At 36.4% G+C, this 25,925-nt stretch carries 27 protein-coding genes and 1 pseudogene; 23 read left to right on the top strand and 5 right to left on the bottom strand.

Features of this window, described 5'->3' with window-relative positions; all coding sequences use genetic code 11:
• Positions 1-51: 51 nt before the first annotated feature.
• Positions 52-702, bottom strand: coding sequence for a GTP pyrophosphokinase (locus DET63_RS00875; protein WP_002015229.1), 651 nt, complete (start codon positions 700-702; stop codon positions 52-54).
• Between the two features lie 304 nt (positions 703-1,006).
• Here DET63_RS00875 and DET63_RS00870 point away from each other — a divergent pair, with 304 nt between their 5' ends.
• The 3 genes from DET63_RS00870 to DET63_RS00860 all read left to right on the top strand — a co-directional run bounded on the left by DET63_RS00870 (position 1,007) and on the right by DET63_RS00860 (position 4,480).
• The gene (locus tag DET63_RS00870) at positions 1,007-2,503 is read left to right on the top strand and encodes a YcdB/YcdC domain-containing protein (protein WP_113935605.1); all 1,497 of its coding nucleotides are present in this window, start codon (positions 1,007-1,009) and stop codon (positions 2,501-2,503) included.
• 183 nt (positions 2,504-2,686) lie between these two features.
• A complete protein-coding gene (gene sigK, locus DET63_RS00865) occupies positions 2,687-3,400 on the top strand; it encodes an RNA polymerase sporulation sigma factor SigK (protein WP_000051382.1) in 714 nt (237 codons plus the stop codon).
• Positions 3,401-3,691: 291 nt separating this feature from the next.
• Positions 3,692-4,480 (top strand): phosphatidylserine decarboxylase, encoded by a 789-nt coding sequence (locus DET63_RS00860; RefSeq protein WP_113935604.1) that lies wholly within the window; start codon positions 3,692-3,694, stop codon positions 4,478-4,480.
• 152 nt (positions 4,481-4,632) lie between these two features.
• Here the strand turns inward: DET63_RS00860 and sda are convergent, their stop codons facing one another.
• The gene (sda, locus tag DET63_RS00855; protein ID WP_002015226.1) at positions 4,633-4,788 is read right to left on the bottom strand and encodes a sporulation histidine kinase inhibitor Sda; all 156 of its coding nucleotides are present in this window, start codon (positions 4,786-4,788) and stop codon (positions 4,633-4,635) included.
• Positions 4,789-5,034: 246 nt separating this feature from the next.
• Here sda and DET63_RS00850 point away from each other — a divergent pair, with 246 nt between their 5' ends.
• From DET63_RS00850 to DET63_RS00815, 8 genes are all read left to right on the top strand, one after another.
• On the top strand, positions 5,035-5,547 hold the full coding sequence (locus DET63_RS00850) for a YqeG family HAD IIIA-type phosphatase (protein WP_002015225.1): 513 nt from the start codon (positions 5,035-5,037) through the stop codon (positions 5,545-5,547).
• Positions 5,548-5,550: 3 nt separating this feature from the next.
• Positions 5,551-6,657 carry a ribosome biogenesis GTPase YqeH gene (gene yqeH / locus DET63_RS00845; RefSeq protein ID WP_002015224.1) on the top strand — a complete coding sequence of 369 codons (1,107 nt, stop codon included), beginning with the start codon at positions 5,551-5,553 and terminating at the stop codon, positions 6,655-6,657.
• Positions 6,658-6,672: 15 nt separating this feature from the next.
• Positions 6,673-7,506 (top strand): shikimate dehydrogenase, encoded by an 834-nt coding sequence (aroE, locus tag DET63_RS00840; protein ID WP_113935603.1) that lies wholly within the window; start codon positions 6,673-6,675, stop codon positions 7,504-7,506.
• A 4-nt stretch (positions 7,507-7,510) separates the two neighbouring features.
• On the top strand, positions 7,511-7,804 hold the full coding sequence (yhbY, locus tag DET63_RS00835; RefSeq protein ID WP_002015220.1) for a ribosome assembly RNA-binding protein YhbY: 294 nt from the start codon (positions 7,511-7,513) through the stop codon (positions 7,802-7,804).
• Between the two features lie 135 nt (positions 7,805-7,939).
• On the top strand, positions 7,940-8,509 hold the full coding sequence (locus DET63_RS00830; protein WP_002067321.1) for a nicotinate-nucleotide adenylyltransferase: 570 nt from the start codon (positions 7,940-7,942) through the stop codon (positions 8,507-8,509).
• Positions 8,499-9,068 carry a bis(5'-nucleosyl)-tetraphosphatase (symmetrical) YqeK gene (yqeK, locus tag DET63_RS00825; RefSeq protein ID WP_113935602.1) on the top strand — a complete coding sequence of 190 codons (570 nt, stop codon included), beginning with the start codon at positions 8,499-8,501 and terminating at the stop codon, positions 9,066-9,068. Before DET63_RS00830 ends, yqeK begins: the two co-directional genes overlap by 11 nt.
• A complete protein-coding gene (gene rsfS / locus DET63_RS00820; RefSeq protein WP_000653209.1) occupies positions 9,065-9,421 on the top strand; it encodes a ribosome silencing factor in 357 nt (118 codons plus the stop codon). Before yqeK ends, rsfS begins: the two co-directional genes overlap by 4 nt.
• Positions 9,418-10,167, top strand: coding sequence for a class I SAM-dependent DNA methyltransferase (locus DET63_RS00815; RefSeq protein WP_002088700.1), 750 nt, complete (start codon positions 9,418-9,420; stop codon positions 10,165-10,167). The genes rsfS and DET63_RS00815 overlap by 4 nt, the downstream gene beginning before the upstream one ends.
• 172 nt (positions 10,168-10,339) lie before the next feature.
• Here DET63_RS00815 and comER read toward each other — a convergent pair whose 3' ends face one another.
• Entirely contained in the window at positions 10,340-11,167 is an 828-nt protein-coding gene (gene comER / locus DET63_RS00810) for a late competence protein ComER (protein WP_002015213.1), read from the bottom strand.
• 77 nt (positions 11,168-11,244) lie between these two features.
• Between comER and DET63_RS00805 the strand changes: the two are divergent.
• The 3 genes and pseudogenes from DET63_RS00805 (at position 11,245) to DET63_RS00795 (ending at position 14,800) form a co-directional block, all read left to right on the top strand.
• A pseudogene (locus DET63_RS00805) lies at positions 11,245-11,843 on the top strand (helix-hairpin-helix domain-containing protein).
• Positions 11,844-11,906: 63 nt separating this feature from the next.
• On the top strand, positions 11,907-12,464 hold the full coding sequence (locus tag DET63_RS00800) for a ComE operon protein 2 (RefSeq protein ID WP_002088698.1): 558 nt from the start codon (positions 11,907-11,909) through the stop codon (positions 12,462-12,464).
• A 14-nt stretch (positions 12,465-12,478) separates the two neighbouring features.
• Positions 12,479-14,800 (top strand): DNA internalization-related competence protein ComEC/Rec2, encoded by a 2,322-nt coding sequence (locus DET63_RS00795; RefSeq protein ID WP_113935601.1) that lies wholly within the window; start codon positions 12,479-12,481, stop codon positions 14,798-14,800.
• Between the two features lie 31 nt (positions 14,801-14,831).
• Here DET63_RS00795 and DET63_RS00790 read toward each other — a convergent pair whose 3' ends face one another.
• Entirely contained in the window at positions 14,832-14,966 is a 135-nt protein-coding gene (locus DET63_RS00790; protein ID WP_000997609.1) for a YqzM family protein, read from the bottom strand.
• 348 nt (positions 14,967-15,314) lie between these two features.
• On the opposite strand from DET63_RS00790, the gene holA reads away from it, so the two are divergent.
• Positions 15,315-16,325, top strand: coding sequence for a DNA polymerase III subunit delta (holA, locus tag DET63_RS00785; protein ID WP_113935600.1), 1,011 nt, complete (start codon positions 15,315-15,317; stop codon positions 16,323-16,325).
• A gap of 84 nt (positions 16,326-16,409) precedes the next feature.
• On the opposite strand, the gene rpsT is transcribed toward holA, so the two are convergent.
• The gene (gene rpsT / locus DET63_RS00780; protein WP_113935599.1) at positions 16,410-16,667 is read right to left on the bottom strand and encodes a 30S ribosomal protein S20; all 258 of its coding nucleotides are present in this window, start codon (positions 16,665-16,667) and stop codon (positions 16,410-16,412) included.
• A gap of 180 nt (positions 16,668-16,847) precedes the next feature.
• On the opposite strand from rpsT, the gene gpr reads away from it, so the two are divergent.
• The 8 genes from gpr (at position 16,848) to dnaK (ending at position 25,793) form a co-directional block, all read left to right on the top strand.
• The gene (gpr, locus tag DET63_RS00775; RefSeq protein WP_002088693.1) at positions 16,848-17,951 is read left to right on the top strand and encodes a GPR endopeptidase; all 1,104 of its coding nucleotides are present in this window, start codon (positions 16,848-16,850) and stop codon (positions 17,949-17,951) included.
• Positions 17,951-18,313, top strand: coding sequence for a DUF3679 domain-containing protein (locus DET63_RS00770; RefSeq protein WP_061689604.1), 363 nt, complete (start codon positions 17,951-17,953; stop codon positions 18,311-18,313). The genes gpr and DET63_RS00770 overlap by 1 nt, the downstream gene beginning before the upstream one ends.
• A 208-nt stretch (positions 18,314-18,521) precedes the next feature.
• Positions 18,522-20,345 (top strand): elongation factor 4, encoded by a 1,824-nt coding sequence (gene lepA, locus DET63_RS00765; protein WP_002034072.1) that lies wholly within the window; start codon positions 18,522-18,524, stop codon positions 20,343-20,345.
• Positions 20,346-20,534: 189 nt separating this feature from the next.
• Entirely contained in the window at positions 20,535-20,909 is a 375-nt protein-coding gene (locus DET63_RS00760; RefSeq protein ID WP_002015203.1) for a winged helix-turn-helix transcriptional regulator, read from the top strand.
• 51 nt (positions 20,910-20,960) lie between these two features.
• Entirely contained in the window at positions 20,961-22,100 is a 1,140-nt protein-coding gene (hemW, locus tag DET63_RS00755; RefSeq protein WP_113935598.1) for a radical SAM family heme chaperone HemW, read from the top strand.
• Between the two features lie 133 nt (positions 22,101-22,233).
• Positions 22,234-23,250 (top strand): heat-inducible transcriptional repressor HrcA, encoded by a 1,017-nt coding sequence (gene hrcA / locus DET63_RS00750; protein WP_002067157.1) that lies wholly within the window; start codon positions 22,234-22,236, stop codon positions 23,248-23,250.
• A 114-nt stretch (positions 23,251-23,364) separates the two neighbouring features.
• Positions 23,365-23,931 carry a nucleotide exchange factor GrpE gene (gene grpE / locus DET63_RS00745; protein WP_113935597.1) on the top strand — a complete coding sequence of 189 codons (567 nt, stop codon included), beginning with the start codon at positions 23,365-23,367 and terminating at the stop codon, positions 23,929-23,931.
• 26 nt (positions 23,932-23,957) lie between these two features.
• A complete protein-coding gene (dnaK, locus tag DET63_RS00740) occupies positions 23,958-25,793 on the top strand; it encodes a chaperone protein DnaK (protein WP_002015198.1) in 1,836 nt (611 codons plus the stop codon).
• Positions 25,794-25,925: the final 132 nt, after the last annotated feature.

The following is a 25,925-nucleotide window of genomic DNA, read 5'->3' as shown; positions in this document are numbered from 1 at the left end:
TTACTGCCCGCAAATAGCGGGTAAAAAAGGTTCTCATAGGAGAGAACCTTTTTATAGTGGTAATAAAATTTGATTTGAACATGCTTCAATGTCATCAATATCTTGACGGATTGTTGCCATCTTATTATCGAGGTCTTCAGCTTTCATAGCAGCGTCATGTAGTTCATCTTTCAAATAGTCAGGTATATTTCCTTCATATTTGTAGTAAAGTTTATGTTCTAAACTTGCCCAAAAGTCCATGGCAAGTGTACGTAATTGAATTTCTGCAAAGACATCTTTCGTACCAGAATTTAGTGACAATGGATATTTAATAATCATATGCAAACTTTTATAGCCATTTCCTTTTGGATTAGCAATATAATCTTTTACTTCTACAATTTCCATATCTCCACGATTTTCAATAACTTCTTTTAAATGATAAATATCTTCTACAAAGCAACATGTAATACGGATGCCAATAATATCTTGTAATTGTGTTTGAGCATTTTCAACTGTTGGTGATAAGTTTTTACGCTCAAGCTTCCTGATGATACTTTCGGGTTGTTTAAGTCTTGTTTTTATATGTTCAAACGGGTTGTAGTCTTCTAAAAATTGAGCTTCCCGGTTCATAATTTCAAATTTAGTTTTTAACTCTTCTAAAGCAAATGTATAAGGTAATACAAAAGCTTTCCAGTAGTTAACGGTTGATTGGTTATATTCCATTTATATACACACCTTTTCTTATTTACAAGTGAAGTTGTTATTATACTAAACACCAAATCATGTAGGCGCAAGCAGCAAATGATGAGATCATAAAGCGATATTTAGTTTTCATCTTTTCAACCCCTTTCAAATGAAATTATATATGAATAAACGTCATTGTTAGTAATTTCACTATGTACAATTCTTATAGTAATAGATTCATGTGAAATTCGTATGAACTAATTGTTTCAGCTTTTTGTCTTTTTGCTAATGATTTTTGGTTTTGTTTGTTATAATTACCTTAAAATGTAATAAAGGAGAGGTTATGATGAATTCAAAAGATAAAGAAAGAACAGAGCAAGTGGCTCATATTATTGAAATTCCAGATGAATATAGGCTTGTTGTAGATGATCAAGAAGGTGTGGATGACCCATATCATCTATTATGGTGGGAACATAAAGCGGATGAGGAGAAAACGATACAAATTACGTTGAATAGACATACTGGTAATTTAATTGAATTTAGGATAGATGATGAAAATTCTTTCTCGATCAAGGAAGCGATAGAGGAGAATAAAGCAAGAGAGATTGCAAATACATTCTTAAAAAAATATACAAAAGAAGGATATGAATTTTATACATATGTAACTGTTAAGGATGACTGGCGTGGTTGGAAAGAAATAAATTATATGCAGGAAGTGAATGGATATCCATTGCCGAATACAGGATGTGTTGTGCGAATTCATCCTTCAGGTAATGTTGTGCATTTTCATTACAATGGACAAAAAGCTATAGAGAAAAAACCGTTATGGCCAATTGAAATTGTTGAGGAGAACGTCGTTTTAGAAACTTTGAGATCTAGACAAGATATGAGATTTGTATTTGTGGATTTAACACATTCTTCATGTAAATATGAAAATGGTGAGGAAGTAAAAGGCTATCATCTTGTATATGAACTAGAACCTAGTCATGCGTTTATTGATGCAAGTACAGGTAAAGATTTGTTTGACCCAGATCATTATAAATTACCTCCAACTGTAGCTGTTGAAAAACCGAAAAAAGGTAGTCAACAAGATGATATATTCGATTTATTTGACTGGGATAAAGAAAGTTTTATAAAAGTAGCTGAGACAGAAAATGAAGATGGAATAAGGATGAAATTTGTTTCGAGAGAGGAATTACAAAAACAGAAAGAAGAAAAGAATCCATATTTAATGAATGAATTCTTTAAAAAGCATTTACCGATGTTAAAATATAATAATTTAGTTGGCATTACGATTGATAAATCAACCAATGAGTTAATTGGTTTTATAAAACTGGCAGACGATAAAGAAGTAAAACAAATACTGTCTAGAGAGGAATGTTTACAAAGAGCACTTCAATTTTTAGAACGAGTTATTCCAGATATCACACAATATCTTCGTCTTTGGGAAGAACGTGAAGAAGCAGAAGATGGGATTGAAAGATTTACCTTTTCCGTATATGTGAATGGGATTCCAATAGACTATATGCAATTTGTGATCAACATCAATACAGAAAATGGTGCTGTGATGCACTACTCAGGAGAATCTAGCAACTTTATAAAAGAATTACTTGCATATGAAACAACACCAAAAGTAACAAAAGAAAAAGCGTTAGAAATATATAAAGAGGTCATTCGAGTAAAATTAGAATGGTGTATAGATCATGATGCAGAGGAAATGAAATATAAACTGCTGTATAAACAAACGACGAGTGAAAATCATAAAGAATCCGTCGATTGTAGTCGGAAAATTCGTTACATAGGTGCGCATACTGGAGAGAAAATTTGGAGTGAATATTAGTAAAAGCCAATCGATACGTTTCGATTGGCTTTTACTATGTTTATAGAAAAAATTAATGATTAGCGTTGAGTGGTTTAAGAATGCCATTAAGTTAAGAGTTCCATATTTACATCGTACAGACACAAACAACCTCATGCCCACATACACATAGTAAAGACCACTATTTTGGCGGAGGTGAAAGGTTTGAGTCTATTCGCCGCAATTGGATATATGGTTCGAGAAGTGTTTGTATTTGTTTCTTATGTGAAGAACAATGCGTTCCCGCAGCCGTTATCATCAGATGATGAGAGAAAGTACTTAGAGTTAATGGAGCAAGGTGATGCTCAAGCGAGAAATCTTTTAATTGAACATAATTTACGGCTTGTAGCTCATATTGTTAAGAAATTCGAAAACACTGGTGAAGATGCAGAAGATTTAATTTCAATTGGTACCATTGGGCTTATTAAAGCGATTGAAAGCTATTCAGCAGGGAAAGGAACTAAGCTTGCAACATATGCAGCACGCTGTATCGAAAATGAAATTTTGATGCATTTACGTGTGTTGAAGAAAACGAAAAAAGACGTTTCACTTCATGATCCGATTGGGCAAGATAAAGAGGGTAATGAAATATCGCTTATTGATATATTAAAATCAGAATCTGAAGATGTAATTGATATGATTCAGCTTAGTATGGAGTTAGAAAAAATTAAAGAGTATATCGATATTTTGGACGAACGAGAGAAAGAAGTAATTGTGAAGCGTTTTGGACTTGGGCTTGATAAAGAGAAAACACAGAGGGAGATTGCGAAGGCACTCGGTATTTCAAGAAGCTACGTATCGCGAATTGAAAAGCGTGCTTTAATGAAAATGTTCCATGAATTTGTGCGGGCTGAGAAAGAGAAAAAAGCAAAAGAATAATGTGTATTGTAAGCAGCTACACTTTAAAAGTGGCTGCTTTTCTTTCGGGAAAACGGAAAGAAAACGAGCTGTTCTAAGAAGAAATACATGTTCACTGTTGAAAATGGCGGGTTCTATCTGTAATATTAGAAGGTGCTAAACAATTTAAGAATAAAAATTATACTTAGTTTTTCTTCGTGTATAACGAAACGGCTCTATTCTATATGTGGGAATAAGAACCAGTTTTACATATGATATAGAGAGAAAAGAAGGGGAAACTAAAGTTATAGGCTGATTAGGAGGTTTCGTAATTTGCGACGGACATTATATCGACTTATGATCGAACTTACAAATGGTCGTTTTACTTCTTATATATTACGTAAATTTGCACAATCTCGTTTGAGCTCTATCATTATTCCATCGTATGTGAAAGTTTTTCAAATTAATCAAGATGAGATGGAAAAGGGTTTGAAGGAATATCGAACATTGCATGATTTATTTACACGTAGGCTAAAAGAAGGAAAGCGTAGTATTGATACTGATGCATCGAGTATCGTTAGTCCTGTTGATGGTGTTTTTGCTGATAAAGGTCCTATTGAGGATACAAAAACATTCGATATAAAAGGAAAGCGTTATTCAATTGTGGATATGCTAGGTAATGAAGAGCGTGCAAAGCGATATGCAGGCGGTACATATATGGTAATTTATTTGAGCCCAAGTCATTATCATCGTATTCATAGCCCGCTTTCTGGCTCTGTGACTGAAAGATTTGTACTCGGTAGAAAATCATATCCGGTAAATGCAGCGGGTATGGAGTATGGGAAAGAACCATTGTCAAAAAATTATCGCTCTGTTACAGAAGTAAATAGTGACGGCGAACATATGGCACTTGTAAAAGTAGGTGCTATGTTTGTTAATAGTATCGAGCTCCTTCATGAAAGAAGTACTGTTCAAAAAGGTGAAGAGATGGCATACTTTACATTTGGCTCAACAGTTGTTTTATTATTTGAAAAAGATATGATTGAAGCAGTGCAGGAATTGACAAGTGGGCAAGAGTTGCGTCTTGGTGAAAAAATTGCAACCCGAGTATCTCATAAGTAAAGAAAAGATTTTATAATATACTTATGAAGCTCTAATTAAGAAATATGGACAAAGATGCTTAATGGAGAAATCCCCTAGATGGGAGTACTTGTTTATTCGAGAGCCATCGCAGGATGGCTCTTTTTACAGGTCAATCAGCAATCTATATGTACTCAAGAAGATTTGACGAGCTTGTCCTCTAACGAGCGTCTAATAATTTCTTGTTTTATAAGTAAAATGAAGTCGGGATTTAATTTTAGTTCTTTTGCTTTATAATAAGACTCAGTGAGTAAATCAGTAGATAACTGTTCCATATGTTTTGTTTTCAAGGTGAGTCACCTCCTAATAATATAAGGATTGATTCGTTGTTGCATTTAATGTACCAAAAAAATATGACAGTCACAAACAAGAGGTTATCCACATAACTCAGTGGATAAAATGTGGATAGATTGTTAGTAAATTCCAAATTGACTGAAAAATTAACGTGGAAAGTGTGTACAAGTTTATCCACAGGTTATCTATCGAAAAATGTTGTCGAAAAATTTTATGAAAAATCCTCAAAGAGGTGAAAGAAATTGAAGTTATTTTTACCAAATGAATATGTGAAAAATATATATCATATTCAACCAGAAGATTTGAAAAAACGTGGAATTAAAGGAGTTATTACTGATTTAGATAACACTTTAATTGAATGGGATCGTCCAAATGCAACGCCACAGCTTGAAGAGTGGTTTTTGAAAATGAAAGAAAATGATATTCAAGTAACGGTCGTTTCAAATAACAACGAGCAACGCGTTAAAGACTTCGCTGATCCATTAGGTATTCCGTTTATTCATAGTGCGCGCAAACCGTTTGTTCGCGCATTTAAGCGTGCGATACACGAGATGCACCTGCAGCCAGATGAAGTTGTAGTAATTGGAGATCAGTTACTAACGGATGTGCTCGGCGGGAATCGTGTGGGACTTCATACAATTTTAGTTGTACCGGTAGCGCAAACGGACGGATTGGTGACACGATTTAATCGGAAAATTGAACGAAGAATTATGAGAAACATGAAGAAAAAAGGCTTAATTAACTGGGAGGAATAAAGTTTGACTGAAACAATTAAATGTATTGGTTGCGGTGTAGAAATTCAAACAGAAAATAAAAATGAAGTAGGATACGCTCCTGTATCATCTTTAGAAAAAGAACAAGTAATTTGCCAACGTTGTTTTCGTTTGAAACATTATAACGAAATTCAAGATGTATCTTTAACAGATGATGATTTCCTTCGTATTTTGAACGGAATTGGACAATCAGACGCACTGGTGGTTAAAATCGTAGATATTTTCGATTTCAATGGTAGCTGGTTACCGGGCTTACATCGTTTTGTAGGGAACAATAAAGTATTACTTGTAGGGAATAAGGCTGACTTAATTCCAAAGTCAGTTAAGCATGATAAAGTAAAACATTGGATGCGCTATAGTGCAAAGCAACTTGGTTTAAAACCAGAAGATGTCTTTTTAATTAGTGCAGCTAAAGGACAAGGAATCGCTGAACTTGCTGATGCAATTGAGCATTACCGCGAAGGTAAAGATGTTTATGTTGTTGGATGTACGAATGTTGGTAAATCAACATTTATTAATCGTATGATTAAAGAGTTTAGTGATGAGACTGAGAATGTAATTACAACATCACATTTCCCAGGAACAACGCTTGATTTAATTGATATCCCATTAGACGAAACGTCATCTTTATACGATACACCAGGTATTATTAATCATCATCAAATGGCGCATTATGTTGGGAAACAAAGCTTAAAGCTTATTACACCGACTACAGAAGTTAAGCCAATGGTATTCCAATTAAATGAAGAACAAACATTATTCTTTGGTGGATTAGCACGATTTGATTATGTAAGTGGTGGCCGTCGTGCATTCACTTGTCATTTCTCAAACCGTTTAACAATCCATCGTACAAAGCTTGAAAAGGCTGATGAATTGTACGAAAAACACGCTGGAGAATTATTGAATCCACCGACACCAGAAGAATTAGAAAATATGCCTAAGTTTGTGAAATATGAATTTAATATTCGTGAGCCGAAAACGGATGTTGTATTCTCTGGATTGGGCTGGGTTACTGTAAATGAATCAGGAGCGAAAATTGTTGCTCATGTACCAAAAGGAGTAAGTGTTTCATTACGTAAATCTTTAATTTAATATGGAGAGGGATTTATGAAACAATTATATGGTGTAATCGGAAATCCAATTGGACATTCATTATCACCCGTTATGCATAACGATGCATTTGAACACTTGAATATGGATGCCCATTACCATGCGTTTCTTGTAGAAGAAGAAGCGCTAGGGGAAGCAGTAAAAGGTTTGAAAGCATTAGGTATTTCAGGATTTAATGTAACGACTCCGCACAAAGTTGCAATTATGGAGTACTTGGATGAGATTGCCCCGTTAGCAAGGCAAATCGGTGCGGTAAATACAGTAGTTCATCGAGATGGAAAATTGATTGGGTATAATACAGATGGAATTGGTTTTGTTCGTGCCCTGCAGTCAATTAGTGAAGATCCACTTCAAGAGAAACGTATTTTATTAATCGGTGCAGGTGGTGCTAGCCGAGCTATTTACTTCTCGCTTGCCGATGTAGGTGTGAAAGAAATTGATATTGCTAATCGTACGAGAGATAAGGCGAAAAACCTTATCTCTGGGTGCATGGCAAATGTTAATTCGCATGCTCTATCGTTAGAATGTGCAGCAGAAAATCAAGGGGAATATGATATTATCATCCAAACAACAACGATAGGTATGCATCCACATGTTGAGTATACGCCGCTGGAAATTCGTTCATTGAAACAAGGAACGGTTGTTTCTGATATTATTTATAATCCATTTGAGACGAAAATTTTAGGCGATGCGAAAGAACAAGGTGCAATAATTCAAAATGGAATCGATATGTTCGTTTATCAAGGTGCACTTGCGTTTGAAATGTGGACAGGGTGTGTGCCGAATATTGATAGAATGAAACAATTAGTAATGAGAGAGCTTGGAGGCTAATTATATGTTAACAGGAAAACAAAAAAGATTTTTACGTGCAAAGGCACATCATTTAACACCGATTTTTCAAGTTGGAAAAGGTGGCGTGAATGAAAATATGGTGAAACAAATTGGAGAAGCATTAGAAGTTCGTGAACTATTTAAAGTGAGCGTATTACAAAACTGTGAATTTGATCGTAGTGAAGTTGCAGAAGAGCTTGCACAAGGTGCACGAGCTGAAATCGTTCAAGTAATCGGAAGCACAATTGTTTTATACAAAGAATCAAGAGAAAATAAGCAGATTAAGCTTCCTCGATAAAAGATATACGTGAGTTATTTCGTAATGGACGCTTGATATGTAGAAAGCGAAACCAATTGAACTTTTATTAACAGTGGGCTCTCTTCGAATTTGTATGGGGAGAGTTGCTGTATGTAAAAGGAAGGGGCGTTTCTTTTGAGAAAAATTGGCATTATTGGTGGCACGTTTGATCCACCTCATAATGGACATTTGTTAATTGCAAATGAAGTGTATCATGCTTTAGGGTTGGAAGAGGTATGGTTTTTGCCGAATCAAATTCCACCGCACAAGCAAGGACGTAACATTACGAGTGTGAAAAGTCGATTAAACATGTTGCAAATAGCGATTGAGGAAGAAGCATACTTTTCAATTTGTTTAGAAGAGCTAGACAGAGAAGGCCCATCTTATACGTACGATACTATGGTACAATTAACGGAGAAGTATCCGGATGTGCAGTTTCACTTTATTATTGGCGGAGACATGGTTGAGTATTTGCCGAAGTGGTATAACATTGAAAAGTTACTTAAGCTTGTGACTTTCGTTGGAGTTGCAAGACCAGGTTATACATTACATACGCCTTATGATATCGTAAAAGTGGAAATTCCGGAGTTTGCAGTTTCTTCTTCTCTGTTACGTGAGAGATATATGACGAAGAAAACGTGCAAATATTTACTCCCCGAAAAAGTACAGGTATATATCGAGAGGAATGGGTTGTATGAATCGTGAGGAAGCACTTAGTATTGTCAAACAACAAATGCATGAAAAACGTTATATACACACGGTTGGTGTAATGGAAACAGCGATTGAACTTGCTAGGTTATATGGTGTAGATGAGAAAAAGGCAGAGACGGCTGCTATATTTCACGATTATGCAAAATGTAGAGCGATTCCAGAAATGGAAGAGATTATTAAGAGAGAAGCTTTGTCAAAGGATCTACTGCACTATAACAAAGAGTTATGGCATGCACCTGTTGGGGCATACTTAGTAGAAAAAGAAGTAGGCATTACTGATCCTGAAATTCTACAAGCTATTACATATCATACAAGTGGTCATGAAAAAATGACAATGTTAGATAAAGTTATTTATGTAGCAGATTACATTGAACCAGGACGTAAGTTTCCTGGTGTGGAAGAAGCGAGGAAACTCGCATATAAAGATATAAATCAAGCTTTACTGTTTGCTTTAAAGCGAACAATTCAATTTTTAATGGAAAAAGATCAAACGATTTATCCATTAACATTCCAAACATACAATGAAGTTATCAAGGAGGAAATTAATAAATGAAAGATAAAGAGTTATTAGTATTAGCGGCAAAAGCAGCTGATGATAAGAGAGCAGAAGATATGGTTGTACTAAATATGCAAGGTATTTCACCGATTGCAGACTATTTTATTATTTGTCACGGAAATTCAGACAAGCAAGTACAAGCAATTGCACGTGAAATTAAAGCGAAGGCACATGAGTTCGAAATTAACGTACAACGTATGGAAGGCTTTGATGAAGCGCGTTGGGTTTTAGTAGACCTTGGTGATGTGGTTGCTCATGTATTCCATAAAGATGAGCGTAATCACTATAATTTAGAGCGTCTATGGGGCGATGTGCCGCGTGAAGATATTGCAGATGAGCTAGATCAATGAAATACGAACAATTTGCTTTGCTGTATGACGAACTGATGAATGATGTCCCTTATGATAAATGGGTGGAATTCACAGAGGAAAGTTTACAACAGGCATCTATGAAAGAGGCAAGAATCCTTGACGTAGCATGTGGAACTGGTAACGTAACACTTCCGCTTGTGCGAAAAGGTTATGATTTAATTGGTGTAGATCTTTCGGAAGAAATGTTAACTGTCGCGCAGCAAAAATTGGGGGGAGAAGGCTATTTTATTCCTTTTTACCAACAAGACATGAGAGAGCTCGATGTTCCTGGTGAATTTGATTGTGTGACAATCTTTTGTGACTCATTAAATTATGTATTGCAAGAAGATGGAGTGCAAGAAACATTTAGAAGAGTTTTCCACCATTTACGTCAGGATGGCTTGTTTTTATTCGATGTACACTCTTTATATAAAATACATCACGTATTTCAAAATGAAACATATACAGTGAACGGCGAAGAAATATCACTTATTTGGAACTGCTTCCCTGGAGAAGAATCAGATAGTGTGGAACATGATTTGACATTCTTTGTACAAGATTCAGAAGAAGATGTGTATCATCGTTTTGACGAATGTCACGTGCAGCGTGCGTATTCGGTTGAAGTGTTAACAAAATGGCTTGAAGAAGCTGGGTTTACAGTGCTTCGCGTCACAGGTGACTTTGAACGAATTGAAGTGACAGAACAAACAGAGCGTATCTTTTTTATGGCGAAGAAGAATGGATAAAAGAAAAGCAACCGATAAGGTTGCTTTTGTTTTATAGAAAAGATGTAGTTTTAGTTCTAGAAAAATAAAAAGATGATATGTGTAAAGTGTAAAAATGCTAGTTTTAGTGAAAATGTAGCATGAAAAAGATAAGTATTAATAAAAAGGGTTTGGGATTACGATGGCGTATTTATTATGTGTGTTTATTGAATTGCTGCTCAACGCATTTTAAATCTTCATCAAATTTCTCATGTGTCCGTTCGATTAATTTATGAAACATATCCCCAACGTGCTCTTCTAAAATACGAATACCTTCTCCTGTAACACCGCCTTTAACGCATACCTTTTCTTGTAAAGTAGGTAATGTAAAAATTTCTTTTTCCAGTAATTTCCCCATTCCAATGACCATTTCACTTACTAAAGTAGTGGCTTCTTCATGTGTAATATTTGTTTTATCTACAGCAGCGTTAATGAAACATTGTAATAAATAACTAAAAAAAGCAGGGCCGCAGCTTGCTATATCAGATGAAACGCGCGTTATATCTTCTTCTATAACAAGGGGAGTAGAAATGTTTTTGAATAGACGAAGTAGTTTTTGTTGCCATTCTAGAGAGCAGTTATTTCCAAATGTAAATAGTGATGCGCCGGATAAGGCGCGGTTTGTGATGCTTGGAATGATACGAGCGACGTGGCAAGGTATAAGTGTTTCTAATTGTGATGGAGATATGGGGCTTGTGATAGAAACTAAGCAATCTTCGTCTGAAAAATGGTCAGCGTATTTTTGTAGAATAGGGTATATATCTATCGGTTTTACGCAAATGAAAATAAGCTGGGATTGTTCGATTACCTCTTGGATTGTTTTGGCTATATGAACAGAAGGGTATTTTTCTTTTATATGATATGCTTTGGCAGGCGTCCGATTAATAATAGTAAGGCACGAGGGTTTGACAGCACGGGTTTCTAAAAATGCATCGATTAGTATATTCCCCATGTTCCCTGTCCCTATAATTCCTATGTTCAATGTTTCATCCCTCCTTCGTAACAGCTTTCTCCTAAACAATATGAATGATGTTATAAATTTATGATTAGAGGTGTAAAATGATGTGGGATTTTCCGAAAAAATGGTTGGGATTAGTGATTATTATTGGCACTTTGATTTTTCTTTTTTTCTGGAAAACGAATCAGCAAACAGAGCGATCGCTCATTACAACGGAAGTTCAAGTGAAAGATGTGGAGAAAAAAAGTAAACCGAAAGTATTGGATACAAAGGAGCAGAAAAAATAATTATAATTGATGTGAAAGGGGCGGTTTTTAAAGAGGGTGTGTATGAAATGAAGGAAGGGGACCGGGTGAAGGAGGCAGTTGAAAAAGCTGGTGGTTTGTTGCCGGATGCAGATGTGAAGAAAGTGAATTTGGCGCAAATGGTCCAAGACCAAATGCTTCTTTATGTTCCTAACAAGAATGAGCCAGTGCAAGAAGGGGCTACTTTTTCAAAAAGCGAGGGTAAAGTGCAAATAAATACAGCTTCTAAAGAGCAACTTGAAAAAATAACAGGCATTGGTTCTCGGAAAGCGGAAAGTATTTTGAAATACCGAGAAGAACATGGTCCGTTTCAGAAAATAGAAGATTTATTAGAAATTGATGGGATTGGTGCGAAGTCTTTAGAGAAAATAAAAGATCAAATTATTATTCCATAAAAGATTGACGAAGTTTTTCTTTTTTCGCTACACTACAAGTAGACAAAAAAGAAGGTGAAAAATATGGAACGAATTTCATGGGATCAATATTTTATGACGCAAAGCCATCTACTATCTTTACGTAGTACATGTACAAGGCTTGCGGTAGGAGCGACAATTGTTCGTGATAAACGAATTATTGCTGGTGGATATAACGGTTCAATTAAAGGTGGTGTGCATTGTATAGACGATGGTTGCTATGTCATTGATAATCATTGCGTTCGTACAATTCATGCTGAAATGAATGCTTTATTACAATGTGCGAAGTTTGGTGCAAAAACAGAGGAAGCGGAAATTTATGTCACACATTTTCCTTGTTTGCAGTGCTGTAAGGCGATTATTCAAAGTGGTGTTACAGCGGTTTATTATGCACAGGACTATAAAAATCATCCGTATGCCGTAGAGTTATTTGAACAAGCGAGTGTAACAGTAAAGCACGTTCCACTAGAATACGATATTACATCGCTAGAGGAACAAGAGCGTCATTTACAGCTAAAGGAATTATTCGCAGCTTTAGAAAAAGATAATTTATCAATGGAAGAATTACAGCGTGTATTCACTAAAGCGAAAATGATGCTATAAGGAGTGAGTATGAGTTGAATGGGCAATGGGGCTATGTTGCAATCTCGTTTATAATTGGGATTGCAATTACCTTTTCCGCATCGCATTTGTTGGCTGCTTGTTGTTTCGTTTGTTATGTTTTATTTTGTTTATATCGTACTTCGCGTAAAACCTTCATATTTTGTATAATAGCGTGTTTTAGTGGCGCTATGTACACCACGTATGTTCAGAGTCTAAATAAGCCGCTAGGGGAGTCCTATGAAGTTACACGAGGGGTCGTGCAAAATACACCTCTAATTAATGGGGATCGTCTCTCTTTTCAAATTGAAGATCAGAATAAAAACTTAGTGCAGTTAAATTATAAAATACAATCTGCTTCGGAAAAGAAGCAGTTGCAACAATTACATGCAGGTATATCGTGTACATTTAAAGGGGAGGTGAAAGAACCACAAACTGCCCGGAATTTTCATGTTTTTGATTATCGTAATTATTTATATCAGCAAAAAATACATTTTATATTTGATGTGACATACATTTCTGAATGTCAAAAAACATCGTTGTCACTCGTGCAATGGATTTTCCTTCTCAGGCAACAAACAATCTCGAAAGTTACAGAAATGTTCCCGGAACAATCAGGTGCATTTATGAACGCATTATTATTTGGAGATCGACAACAAATGACGTTTGAAGTAGAAGAGCAATATCAACAATTTGGTCTTATACATTTGTTAGCAATTTCAGGATCGCATATCGTATTATTAATGGTTATAATGTATTTTGTTTTGCTAAGAAGTGGTGTGACGAAAGAGACAGCAACAGTATGCCTTATAGTTTGCATTCCTCTGTATATGATCATAGCTGGGGCGTCGCCATCTGTTGTGAGGGCTTCTATAACAGGAGTTTTATTATTGGTAGCTTTCATGTGCTCTGTTCGCTTATCTAGTCTAGATGCCTTAAGTATAACAGCTATATGTATGCTTATATACGATCCGTATCTTATTTTCAACATTGGATTTCAATTCTCATTTGTAGGTAGTTTTTCTTTACTACTATCTGCGCCGATATTATTAGGGCGTAGTAATGGGATAGTTCGAAATTCTATTTACATTTCTATAATTTCACAGCTCGCTAGTACCCCCATCTTGTTATATCATTTTGGTTATTTTTCTCCTTATAGCATTTTCCTCAATCTTATATATGTTCCTTTTCTATCCATTATTGTATTGCCGTGTAGCATCATTATTCTTATATGTATGCCGGTTATTCCATTTTTCGCAAAAGGAATTGCATATGTACTTTCACTATGTTTAACCATTTCTAATGATTTTCTAAGTTACTGTGAAAGTTTCCCTTTCATCCGACTTACTTTTGGTCAAACTCCTTTATTTCTTGTGGCTATATATTGTTTTAGTATCGTTAGTATATTTGTGATTTGGGAAAGGTTAATAACGAAAAAAATTTTGTGCATAGTTGTGGGTGTGTTTCTTTTTATTAGTACTTGTCATTATGTATATCCATATTTTCGCGAAAGTGGGAGTGTTACATTTCTTGATGTTGGACAGGGAGATGCGATATTAATTCGTCTTCCGTACGATAAAGAGGTTTATCTTATTGATACAGGAGGAGCCCTTCCTGTCAAGAAGGAAGCGTGGCAACAGAAAAAGCATGAATTTTCTGTTGGGCATGATATTCTTGTTCCTTTTTTACAAAAAGAAGGTATAAAAACGATTGATAAATTAATTGTAACGCACGGAGATGCGGATCATATAGGTGCTGCGCTGGATTTGCTGTCATCTATTATTGTAAAAGAAGTTGTATTTGGGAGAAAGGAACAAGATGCTTTATTGGAAAAAGTGGTGAAGAAAAAGGCGTTAGAAAAGAGCATGAAGATAAGTGTAGTAGGAGAAGGGGAAGGTTGGAGGGTAAATGAAGCGGAATTTTTCGTATTAGCTCCAAAGGGGAAAGAAAAGGGAGAAAATGACTCTTCGATTGTACTATGGGCCAGACTAGGGGGACTAACATGGCTATTTACGGGTGATCTAGAAGAAGAAGGAGAAAAGTTTATAGTATCAACATATCCTGATTTGCGAGCTAATATTTTAAAAGTTGCCCACCATGGGAGTAAAACATCGTCTACAGATCCATTTTTAAGCCTTGTACAGCCTGCTGTAGCGATTATTTCTGTGGGGGAGCGTAATAGGTATGGGCACCCGCATAAGGAAGTTATAGAGCGTTTTAAGAAGATGGGTATTGATATATGGCGTACGGATAAGCAAGGTGCTATTTCCTATGTTTTTAATGGAGAAAAAGGAACCTTTCAAAGTAAAATCACATATGATGAAACACATAGAAGATGAAAAAAAGAAGACTGCCGTTAAGCAGCAGCCTTTAAGAACCGATGAATTTAATAACAGTTGCAATAATGAAAAGTGTTGCGAAAAAACCAAATGAGACGATAAATCCTACCCCTGAATCAATAGCGTCATTGCGTTTACTTTGAACGTTTTGTTCAAAATCATTCATTTAGAATCCCTCCCCAACATTCCATTTTAGTATAAAATATTGTCAGAAAAAAATCTACAATTTCCATATGAAGTGAAATAGAGTATTTGTATACTTTTTCTAGTTAGTTAAGTAGCGTGAATTTTTCATTTCCAATCATGTTAACAGTTGGCACTTATACTAAGATTATTATTGTAAATAATAAAGGGAAGGTGATTACCGCACACCAATAAGAAATCCGGGGCTTATTGTGTGGCGTTTTATATAAATAAAGGGGCGGGTTATAAAGACCGTCCCTTTGTACTTGTAAAACAAAAGCTAGGGCATTAGTATAAATATATATTGCCAAGTTAGGGAGTAGGAAAAAATATGAGTGATATACATAAGAAGATTAAAAAGAAACAGTTCGCTCCGTTGTATGTACTGTATGGAACGGAAGCCTATTTTATAAATGAAACGATAAAGCTTATTACAACGTACGCGCTTGAAGAGGAAGATCGAGAGTTTAATGTTGTGACATACGATTTGGAAGAAGCGTATTTAGAAGATGTAGTTGAGGATGCGCATACGCTTCCTTTTTTTGGCGAGCGTAAAGTTATATTAATAAAATCACCACTATTTTTAACGGCACAAAAAGAAAAATTAGAACAAAATATAAAAATTTTAGAAGAATATATTGGGGAGCCATCTCCTTTTTCTATTCTTGTTTTTGTTGCGCCTTATGAAAAATTAGACGAAAGAAAAAAAATTACAAAACTATTAAAGAAAACAGCGGATGTAATAGAAGCAAATGCGATGCAAGTGCAGGATGTTCAGAAGTGGATTGTTTCTCGTGCGGATGAGGTGCATGTGCATATTGATAATTCAGCTGTTAGTTTATTGTTAGAGCTTGTGGGAAGTAATGTAACAATGTTGGCGAAGGAAATGGACAAGTTAACGTTATACGTCGGTATGGGCGGAGAAATTACGCCAAAACTTGTCACGGAACTTGTGCCGAAATCTGTTGAGCAAAACGTGTTTGCTTTAACAGAAAAAGTGGTGAAAAAAGATATCGCTGGTGCGATGCAAATTTTAGACGGATTATTTACACAGCAGGAAGAACCGATTAAACTGCTAGCTTTATTAGTAAGTCAGTTCCGCTTGCTACATCAAGTGAAAGAGTTGCAACAGCGTGGTTACGGACAAAATCAAATCGCGTCCCATATTGGTGTACATCCGTACCGGGTAAAGTTGGCGATGAATCAAACGAAGTTTTTCTCTTTTGAAGAATTAAAAAAAGTTATTATAGAATTGGCGGAAGCTGATTATAGTATGAAGACTGGAAAGATGGATAAGAAACTTGTGCTTGAGTTTTTCTTAATGCGGTTAAATCATATGTAGTGACACAAAAAAGTTCACGTACTTAGTACGTGAACTTTTTTGTGTATATAAAAAACGATCCGAATGGATCGTTTTTTAAACGCCTTACGCGTTTACTTGTTTCGCTAAGCGAGATTTTTGACGAGATGCAGCGTTTTGGTGGATAAGACCTTTACGAGCTGCTTTGTCAAGTTTTTTAGAAGCAGTTTTGAAAGCTTCTTTAGCATTTTCAAGATCGTTATTAGTAACTAAAGTTTCTACAGTTTTAACAGCAGTACGCATGTCAGACTTGATAGAAGCGTTATGTGAACGACGCTCTTCGCTAAGTTTAGCGCGTTTGATAGCAGATTTGATGTTTGCCATACTTTTCACCTCCCTGGTGCAATCGAATGACTCGATTCTTACATAGAACAAGTGATATTCTATCAAACGGTGAAGAGAATTGCAATAGTATATCAATGAAATTTCACGTAAAGGAAAGAATGACCTAATATAACTTGGGGAAATCTAACGATATTTACTATGAATTACGGAGGAGATACGATGAAAGAACCATTAGATTTAAGTAAATATAGTGTTAGAACTGACCTTGCTGTAGAGGCGCACCAAATGCTACAAGAGCGCCAAGAAGAACAAAAAGGGATACAGGGAGTTATTGTAAAAGAGAGGGAAGAAGAGGGAGTTACAATTACAAAAGTAACTATTGATGAAATTGCATCTGAGTCGATGGGGAAAAAACCTGGAAGTTATTTAACTCTTGAGGTGCAAGGTATACGACAACAAGATACGGAACTTCAGCAAAAGGTAGAGCGTATTTTTGCAAAAGAATTTTCTTATTTCTTAGAAGAGGTTGGAGTTTCAAAAGAAGCGAGTTGTTTAATCGTAGGTCTTGGGAATTGGAATGTAACGCCGGATGCACTCGGACCGATAGTTGTAGAGAACGTACTGGTGACGAGACATTTGTTTAAATTGCAGCCTGAAAGTGTGGAAGAAGGGTTTAGACCTGTTAGTGCCATTCGTCCAGGGGTAATGGGAATTACAGGGATTGAAACGAGCGATGTCATTTACGGAATTATTGAGAAGACAAAACCAGACTTTGTCATCGCAATTGATGCATTAGCTGCTCGTTCTATAGAACGAGTAAATAGTACGATACAAATTTCTGATACAGGAATTCATCCAGGATCTGGTGTTGGGAATAAGCGTAAGGAACTAAGTAAAGAAACATTAGGTATTCCTGTTATCGCAATTGGTGTGCCAACTGTGGTAGATGCTGTTTCGATTACGAGTGATACAATTGATTTTATTTTGAAACATTTTGGCCGGGAACTGAAAGAAGGAAACAAACCGTCACGCTCTTTATTGCCAGCAGGTTTTACATTTGGAGAAAAGAAAAAATTAACAGAAGAAGATATGCCAGATGAAAAGAGTCGAAATATGTTTTTAGGAGCTATTGGTACGTTAGAAGAAGAAGAAAAGAGAAAGTTAATTTATGAAGTGTTATCTCCTCTTGGTCATAATTTAATGGTAACTCCAAAAGAAGTAGATGCGTTTATTGAGGATATGGCAAATGTAATAGCCAGCGGTTTAAATGCAGCGCTGCATCATCAGATTGATCAGGATAATACAGGGGCATATACACATTGATGGAAAGAGGCAGAAATAGCTTGAGTCAATTTACGCTGTTATGTATATGCGGTACAGTCTTATGTTTGCTTATGATGATAGCTGGAGTGGGACTCGCTAATCATGGTCTAAAAAGTATGAAGGGATATCGTCAGCTGTCATATGAACAAATTGCTCATATGACAGGAACAGAAGGCGCTGGGGCTGAACCCGGAATTTCGGGAGAGACGTTTTCGGCTATTGAAAAACAAAAACAGTTAGAAAGCTTAAGAAGTTTTAATGTTGTAGAAGGTATCGGTATGGCGATAGCAAGTGTTGCTCGTGATATGACAAAGTTTGGAACGGATATAGTTGTTGGGGCAATAAAAGGAATTTTTAGTTAAGGGTAGCGGGAAGGATGGTTGTCTTATGTTTGTAAGAGAGCTGTCTTTTAATTTGAAAAAGGTTTGTCTCTTATGGTTTGTTCGCATAAGATATAGATAGAGTGATTTGTATTGTAAGCAGCACGAGTTTTCATTGAATCTTTGCTGCTCTATTGATATAATCAGTGCTAGTGTATATTGGCGAGACTATTAGGAGTTGAGAACATAGATGAATAAAGAAGAAAGAGCAAAAAGACAGTCCAAAATTCGTAACTTCTCCATCATTGCTCACATTGACCACGGGAAATCAACGTTGGCAGACCGTATTTTGGAGAAAACAAACGCGTTGGCACAGCGCGAAATGAAGGCGCAATTGCTTGACTCTATGGAGTTGGAGCGTGAGCGTGGTATTACAATTAAATTAAATGCAGTACAACTAACGTATAAAGCGAAAGACGGTGAAGAGTATATTCTTCACTTAATCGATACTCCAGGACACGTCGACTTTACGTACGAAGTATCTCGTAGTTTAGCGGCTTGTGAAGGTGCAATTCTTGTAGTGGATGCAGCGCAAGGAATTGAGGCCCAAACATTAGCAAACGTATATTTAGCGCTTGATAATAATTTAGAAATCTTACCAGTTATTAATAAAATCGACTTACCAAGTGCAGACCCAGAACGCGTACGTCAAGAGGTAGAAGATGTAATTGGTTTAGATGCATCGGAAGCTGTACTTGCTTCAGCGAAAGCTGGCATTGGTATTGAAGATATTTTAGAACAAATCGTTGAAAAGGTACCAGCTCCAACAGGTGATTCAGAAGAGCCGTTACAATGTATGATTTTCGATTCTTTATATGATCCGTACCGTGGTGTAATTGCATATATCCGTGTTGTAAATGGAACGGTAAAAGTTGGCGATAAAGTACGTATGATGGCAACTGGAAAAGAATTTGAAGTAACAGAAGTAGGTGTGTTTACACCGAAAACGACGCAACGTGACGAGTTAACAGTAGGTGATGTAGGTTTCTTGGCAGCATCTATTAAAAATGTAGGCGATACACGTGTTGGTGATACGATTACACATGCGAAACGTCCGGCTGCAGAGCCGTTAAAAGGGTATCGAAAATTAAACCCAATGGTATTCTGTGGTTTATATCCAATCGATTCTGCACGTTATAACGACTTACGTGATGCGTTAGAAAAACTAGAATTGAATGATTCTGCTCTTGAATTTGAGCCTGAAACATCTCAAGCTTTAGGTTTTGGTTTCCGTTGTGGTTTCTTAGGGCTTCTTCACATGGAGATTATTCAAGAACGTATTGAACGTGAATTCAAGATTGACTTAATTACAACAGCGCCAAGCGTTATTTATAAAGTGTATTTAACGAACGGTGAAGATTTTATTGTTGATAATCCATCTAATATGCCAGATCCACAGACTATCGATCGTGTAGAAGAGCCGTTTGTGAAGGCTGCAATTATGGTTCCGAATGACTATGTTGGAGCTGTAATGGAAATTTGCCAAGGGAAACGTGGAACGTTTATTGATATGCAATATTTAGATGAAACACGTGTTACATTGACATATGAAATCCCGTTATCAGAAATCGTATATGATTTCTTCGATCAATTGAAATCAAATACGAAAGGATATGCATCATTTGACTACGAGTTAATTGGTTATAAACCATCTAAACTTGTGAAAATGGATATTCTTTTAAATAATGAACAAGTGGATGCTTTATCATTTATTGTACATCGTGATTCAGCGTATGACCGTGGTAAAGTAATTGTAGAGAAATTAAAGAAATTAATTCCAAGACAACAGTTTGAAGTGCCAATTCAAGCGACTATCGGAAATAAAGTTGTATCTCGTTCTACAATTAAGGCGATGCGTAAAAACGTACTTGCAAAATGTTACGGTGGTGACATTTCTCGTAAGCGTAAACTTCTTGATAAGCAAAAAGAAGGTAAAAAACGTATGAAGTCTGTTGGTTCTGTAGAAGTGCCGCAAGAAGCATTCATGGCTGTACTGAAAATGGATGATAACTAATGGAGTGAACTATAATTAGTGGAGATTTTTCTATTTTTCGCTAATTATTAGCCCGCACCAATCGTGATAAAAGTAGAAGCCGTTCGTTCGGCTTCTTTTTTATATGCTACTTTTTAGACATCTTAGCATCTCTCATTTACAATAGTGAGAGAGCTTTTTAGTGATTGATATAGAGTTAGGAGACTATTAATGTCCGAAAATATTCGAAAAGATATTCGAGAGAAAATACAAAAAGGTAATTTTAATTGCGAAAAGGAACTGACGCTTTCTATAATTAGTGGGAAGTGGAAAGTTGTGATATTGTGGCACTTAGGTGTGGAAGGTCCGCATCGTTTTAGTGAATTGCAACGTCTGTTCCCGAGCATTTCTCATAAAGTGTTGTCAAATCAATTGAAAGAGTTAATGGAGGACGGGATTGTTGATCGAACGGTATACCCGGAAATTCCTCCGCGTGTTGAGTACTATATGACGGAATTAGGTATGTCGCTTTTACCGATCGTTGAAATGATGTATGATTGGGGAAAAATGCGAATGGAACAAATCCGTAATACAGTAGAGAAGTAAAGAATCCTCCGGAGTGCGGAGGTTTTCTTTTTAGAAAGGTAGGAGTTATATTTGGTACAAGCTGCATATATTCATATTCCGTTTTGTCAGCATATTTGTCACTATTGTGATTTTAATAAAGTATTTATTGAACGCCAACCGGTTGATCGATACTTACAATATTTAGAGAAAGAAATAATAAATACGGTTCAAAAAGTACCGTTTGAAAGTATGAAAACGATTTTTGTTGGCGGAGGAACTCCGACGGCATTAAATATGGAACAGACAAAAAAACTACTCGACATCATTAACCGTCGTTTGCGTCCATTTGCGCCGAATTGTGAATTAACATTTGAAGCGAATCCAGGTGATTTACCGAAAGAGAAATTGAACGTATTGCTAGAAGGTGGAGTAAACCGAATTAGTTTTGGTGTGCAAACGTTTCGTGATGAGCTACTTGAGAAGATTGGACGCAGGCATACGAGAGAAGATGCATTCGTAGCAATTCGAGAAGCGCAGGAAGTCGGTTTTAAAAATATTAATGTAGATTTAATTTATGCTCTGCCAGGACAGACGATAGAAGATGTAAAGGAAACATTAGAAATTGCCTTTACGCTTGGTGTACAACATTTCTCGGCATATTCCTTAATTGTGGAACCGAAAACCGTATTTTATAACTTAATGAATAAAGGGAAATTAAGACTTCCAGGTGAAGACCATGAAGCGAAAATGTACGAAATGGTAATGGATGAAATGGAGAAACATGGTTATAACCAGTATGAGATTAGTAACTTCTCAAAAGGTAATAATGAAAGTAGACACAATCTCACATACTGGAATAATGAAGAGTATTATGGATTTGGAGCTGGAGCACATAGCTATGTGAACGGGGAACGAATTCAAAATGTAGGTCCGCTCAAGCAATATTTCACTAAAATTGATGAGACAGGATTTCCATATTTAGATGTTCACCCAGTGACAGAGAAAGAAAAAATGGAAGAAGAGTTGTTCTTAGGACTTCGAAAAACAAAAGGTGTTTCTAAGTTAGAATTCCAAAAGAAATTTAATGTGGAGATGGATCATGTTTTTGCAAAGCAGTTACAAAGTAATCAAGAACAAGGATTACTTGAAAACAGAGATGGACATGTTTGTTTAACGAGGAAAGGGAAACTATTAGGGAATGAAGTATTCCAGTCATTTTTGATTGATTAATTAAATGTGCCATAAGCGTGAAAAAGTTTCGTTATTTCGTGACGTTTCCGTTGACAATTGAATGTCAATTTTGGTAAGTTATTAATAGATTTAGCACTCGAAGACAAAGAGTGCTAACAGAGGTGATGATGAGATGCTTACGGAACGTCAGCTCTTAATTTTACAAACAATTGTTGATGACTTTATTGGATCAGCGCAACCAGTTGGTTCGAGGACGTTGGCTAAGAAAGATGAAATTACGTTTAGTTCAGCTACTATTCGAAATGAAATGGCTGATTTAGAAGAACTAGGATTTATTGAAAAAACGCATAGTTCTTCTGGGCGTGTTCCTTCTGAAAAAGGGTATCGCTTTTATGTAGACCATCTTTTAGCGCCGCAAAACTTACCGACCGATGAAATTGTACAAATTAAAGATTTATTTGCTGAAAGAATTTTTGAAGCAGAAAAAATTGCACAACAATCAGCTCAAATTTTATCAGAGCTTACGAATTATACGGCCATTGTTCTTGGTCCGAAATTGAGCACAAATAAACTTAAAAATGTACAAATTGTACCGCTTGATCGTCAAACAGCAGTCGCTATTATTGTAACAGATACAGGGCATGTGCAAAGTAAAACGATTACCGTTCCGGAATCTGTTGATTTATCAGATTTAGAAAAAATGGTTAATATTTTAAATGAGAAGCTATCTGGTATACCTATGGCAGAACTTCATAATAAAATCTTTAAAGAGATTGTTACAGTCTTGCGTGGGTATGTTCATAATTACGATAGCGCAATAAAAATGTTAGATGGTACATTTCAAGTTCCTTTATCGGAAAAGATATACTTTGGAGGGAAAGCAAATATGCTTTCGCAACCAGAGTTCCATGACATTCAAAAAGTAAGATCCTTGCTGACGATGATTGATAACGAAGCTGAGTTTTATGATATTTTGCGTCATAAACAAGTTGGTATTCAAGTGAAAATTGGTAGGGAAAATTCTTCAATAGCTATGGAAGATTGTAGTTTAATTTCTGCAACATATTCGATTGGAGAAGAGCAACTAGGAACAATTGCGATTTTAGGTCCGACGAGAATGCAATACTCTCGTGTAATTAGTTTGTTGCAGTTATTTACAAGACAATTTACAGACGGACTTAAAAAGTAAATGAGAGTAATACATTCGCTCAAGTGATGAGATTCTCATTGCTGTGTGTAATATATAATGCTTAGGTAATCGTGCTAAGCGTGATACCTAATACCTTTTAAGGAGGTGAAAATTGTGGAAGAGCGTAACGAACAAGTGGTAGAAGAAGTGAAAGAAGCGCAAGTTGAAGAAGCTGTCACGCCAGAAAACAGTGAAGAAGCTGTAGAAGAAAAAAGTGAGGCTGCTCTTTTACAAGAAAAAGTAGATGAGTTACAAGCGAAACTAACGGAAACGGAAGGTCGCACATTACGTCTACAAGCTGATTTTGAAAATCATAAGCGCCGTGTCCAAATGGATAAACAGGCTGCTGAAAAATATAGAGCACAAAGTTTAGTTTCAGATATTTTGCCAGCTCTTGATAATTTTGAAAGAGCGATGCAAGTGGAAACAACTGATGAGCAAATGAAATCCTTGTTACAAGGTATGGAAATGGTGCATCGTCAATTGCTAGAAGCGCTGACTAAAGAAGGTGTTGAAGCGATTGAATCTGTTGGTAAACAGTTTGATCCTAATGAGCACCAAGCTATTATGCAAGTCGAAGACAGTGAATTTGAATCAAACGCGGTTGTGGAGGAATTCCAAAAAGGTTATAAACTAAAAGACCGTGTGATTCGCCCATCAATGGTAAAAGTAAATCAATAATTTACATAAAAGTAGGAGGAATCGCCATGAGTAAAATTATCGGTATTGACTTAGGTACAACAAACTCTTGTGTAGCTGTTATGGAAGGTGGAGAACCAAAGGTTATCCCAAATCCAGAAGGAAACCGTACAACACCTTCTGTTGTAGCTTTCAAAAATGAAGAGCGTCAAGTTGGGGAAGTTGCGAAGCGTCAAGCAATTACAAACCCAAATACAATCATGTCTGTTAAACGTCATATGGGTACAGACTACAAAGTAGAAGTTGAAGGTAAAGATTTTACACCTCAAGAAATTTCTGCAATCATTTTACAAAACTTAAAAGCTTCTGCTGAAGCATACTTAGGTGAAACAGTAACGAAAGCTGTTATTACAGTACCTGCATACTTCAACGATGCAGAGCGTCAAGCAACGAAAGATGCTGGTCGTATCGCTGGTTTAGAAGTTGAGCGTATCATTAACGAACCAACAGCCGCAGCACTTGCTTACGGTTTAGAAAAACAAGATGAAGAGCAAAAAATCTTAGTATATGACTTAGGTGGCGGTACATTTGATGTATCTATCCTTGAGTTAGCAGACGGCACATTCGAAGTTATTTCAACTGCTGGTGACAACCGTCTTGGTGGAGATGACTTTGACCAAGTTATCATCGATCATTTAGTAGCTGAATTCAAAAAAGAAAATAGCATTGATTTAAGCCAAGATAAAATGGCACTTCAACGTCTGAAAGATGCAGCTGAAAAAGCGAAGAAAGATCTTTCTGGTGTAACACAAACACAAATTTCATTACCATTCATTAGTGCTGGAGCTGCTGGCCCATTACACTTAGAATTAACGTTAACAAGAGCTAAATTCGAAGAAATTTCAGCTGGTCTTGTTGAAAGAACATTAGAGCCAACTCGTCGTGCATTAAAAGACGCTGGTTTTGCTCCAAGCGAATTAGATAAAGTTATCCTTGTTGGTGGATCTACTCGTATCCCAGCTGTACAAGAAGCAATTAAACGTGAAACTGGTAAAGAGCCATACAAAGGTGTAAACCCAGATGAAGTTGTAGCATTAGGTGCTGCAGTTCAAGGTGGCGTACTTACTGGTGATGTAGAGGGCGTTCTATTATTAGACGTAACTCCACTTTCTTTAGGTATCGAAACTATGGGCGGTGTGTTCACGAAACTAATCGAGCGTAACACTACAATTCCGACAAGTAAGTCACAAGTATTCTCAACAGCTGCTGATAACCAACCAGCGGTAGACATTCACGTACTACAAGGTGAGCGTCCAATGTCAGCTGACAACAAAACGTTAGGTCGTTTCCAATTAACAGACCTTCCGCCAGCACCACGTGGAATTCCACAAATCGAAGTAACATTCGATATTGATGCGAACGGTATCGTTAACGTACGTGCAAAAGACTTAGGAACAAGCAAAGAGCAAACTATTACAATCCAATCTTCTTCAGGTCTTTCTGATGAAGAAGTAGATCGTATGGTACAAGAAGCTGAATCAAATGCTGATGCTGACCAAAAACGTAAGGAAGAAGTTGAACTTCGTAACGAAGCTGACCAACTTGTATTCCAAACAGACAAAGTTGTAAAAGATTTAGAAGGTAAAGTAGATGCAGCTGAAGTAGCGAAAGCAACGGAAGCGAAAGAAGCATTACAAGCGGCAATCGAGAAAAACGAACTTGAAGAAATCCGCGTGAAAAAAGATGCTCTTCAAGAAATCGTACAACAATTAACTGTTAAATTATACGAGCAAGCTCAAGCGGCTGCAGGGCAAGCAGAAGGTGCACAAGGAGCACAAGACGCTGGCGCAAAAAAAGATAATGTAGTAGACGCTGAGTTTGAAGAAGTAAAAGAAGACAAGTAATACAGTGAAATAAAATAAGTAAGATGACAAAAAGTCAAAGTCAAGCGTGCCTTGGCTTTGACTTTTTTCACGAATAAGAAGAAATGTGTGAGGATCTTAGTTTTTTTATTTTGCATACTGTAAGTGAGGAAA

It is taken from the genome of Bacillus sp. DB-2 (assembly GCF_003315125.1).
In the GTDB taxonomy this organism is placed as follows: domain Bacteria; phylum Bacillota; class Bacilli; order Bacillales; family Bacillaceae_G; genus Bacillus_A; species Bacillus_A mycoides.
This window is presented reverse-complemented; position numbering and strand designations above follow the sequence as displayed.

Bases quoted from the DNA above. Each gene is read 5' to 3' on its own strand.
- DET63_RS00760 (WP_002015203.1), top strand. From the start codon at position 20,535: ATGTCCGAAAATATTCGAAAAGATATTCGAGAGAAAATACAAAAAGGT.
- DET63_RS00800 (WP_002088698.1), top strand. From the start codon at position 11,907: ATGGAACGAATTTCATGGGATCAATATTTTATGACGCAAAGCCATCTA.
- dnaK (WP_002015198.1), top strand. From the start codon at position 23,958: ATGAGTAAAATTATCGGTATTGACTTAGGTACAACAAACTCTTGTGTA.
- holA (WP_113935600.1), top strand. From the start codon at position 15,315: ATGAGTGATATACATAAGAAGATTAAAAAGAAACAGTTCGCTCCGTTG.
- DET63_RS00770 (WP_061689604.1), top strand. From the start codon at position 17,951: ATGGAAAGAGGCAGAAATAGCTTGAGTCAATTTACGCTGTTATGTATA.
- gpr (WP_002088693.1), top strand. From the start codon at position 16,848: ATGAAAGAACCATTAGATTTAAGTAAATATAGTGTTAGAACTGACCTT.
- aroE (WP_113935603.1), top strand. From the start codon at position 6,673: ATGAAACAATTATATGGTGTAATCGGAAATCCAATTGGACATTCATTA.
- yhbY (WP_002015220.1), top strand. From the start codon at position 7,511: ATGTTAACAGGAAAACAAAAAAGATTTTTACGTGCAAAGGCACATCAT.
- DET63_RS00790 (WP_000997609.1), bottom strand. From the start codon at position 14,966: ATGAATGATTTTGAACAAAACGTTCAAAGTAAACGCAATGACGCTATT.
- rpsT (WP_113935599.1), bottom strand. From the start codon at position 16,667: ATGGCAAACATCAAATCTGCTATCAAACGCGCTAAACTTAGCGAAGAG.
- hrcA (WP_002067157.1), top strand. From the start codon at position 22,234: ATGCTTACGGAACGTCAGCTCTTAATTTTACAAACAATTGTTGATGAC.
- yqeK (WP_113935602.1), top strand. From the start codon at position 8,499: ATGAATCGTGAGGAAGCACTTAGTATTGTCAAACAACAAATGCATGAA.
- lepA (WP_002034072.1), top strand. From the start codon at position 18,522: ATGAATAAAGAAGAAAGAGCAAAAAGACAGTCCAAAATTCGTAACTTC.
- DET63_RS00815 (WP_002088700.1), top strand. From the start codon at position 9,418: ATGAAATACGAACAATTTGCTTTGCTGTATGACGAACTGATGAATGAT.
- DET63_RS00870 (WP_113935605.1), top strand. From the start codon at position 1,007: ATGATGAATTCAAAAGATAAAGAAAGAACAGAGCAAGTGGCTCATATT.
- rsfS (WP_000653209.1), top strand. From the start codon at position 9,065: ATGAAAGATAAAGAGTTATTAGTATTAGCGGCAAAAGCAGCTGATGAT.
- DET63_RS00875 (WP_002015229.1), bottom strand. From the start codon at position 702: ATGGAATATAACCAATCAACCGTTAACTACTGGAAAGCTTTTGTATTA.